The organism is Streptomyces sp. SID5464 (assembly GCF_009862985.1).
Classification (GTDB): Bacteria; Actinomycetota; Actinomycetes; order Streptomycetales; family Streptomycetaceae; genus Streptomyces; species Streptomyces chartreusis_D.
Genome location: NZ_WWIQ01000014.1, coordinates 458 through 689, shown reverse-complemented (window position 1 = coordinate 689; position 232 = coordinate 458). Strand labels below are relative to the sequence as shown.

1 protein-coding gene is annotated in these 232 nt (G+C 70.3%); it reads right to left on the bottom strand.

All coding sequences use genetic code 11. The annotated features are described in order from the left end of the window. Positions 1-232 (bottom strand): hypothetical protein (locus GTY47_RS40805; RefSeq protein WP_234025794.1); only part of this gene is annotated, 232 nt, incomplete at both ends.

Sequence of the window (232 nt, the reverse complement as noted above, 5' to 3'; positions counted from 1 at the left end):
CTGCCACCCCTGCCCCGGAAACACGAACGCCACCTTGGGCCGGGCGTCGGCTACTCCACGGGCAGCCCCGGCCGGCAGCTCGTCGGCGAGGAATTCCCTGAGCCGGTTCGAGAGTTCGTCGGTGGACTCACCCACCACGGCCAGGCGATGCCGTAATCCGTCGCGCCCCGCCAACGCGACCGCCACCGACTCCAGGCCCACGTCGGGACGTTCACCGACGAACGACACCAAC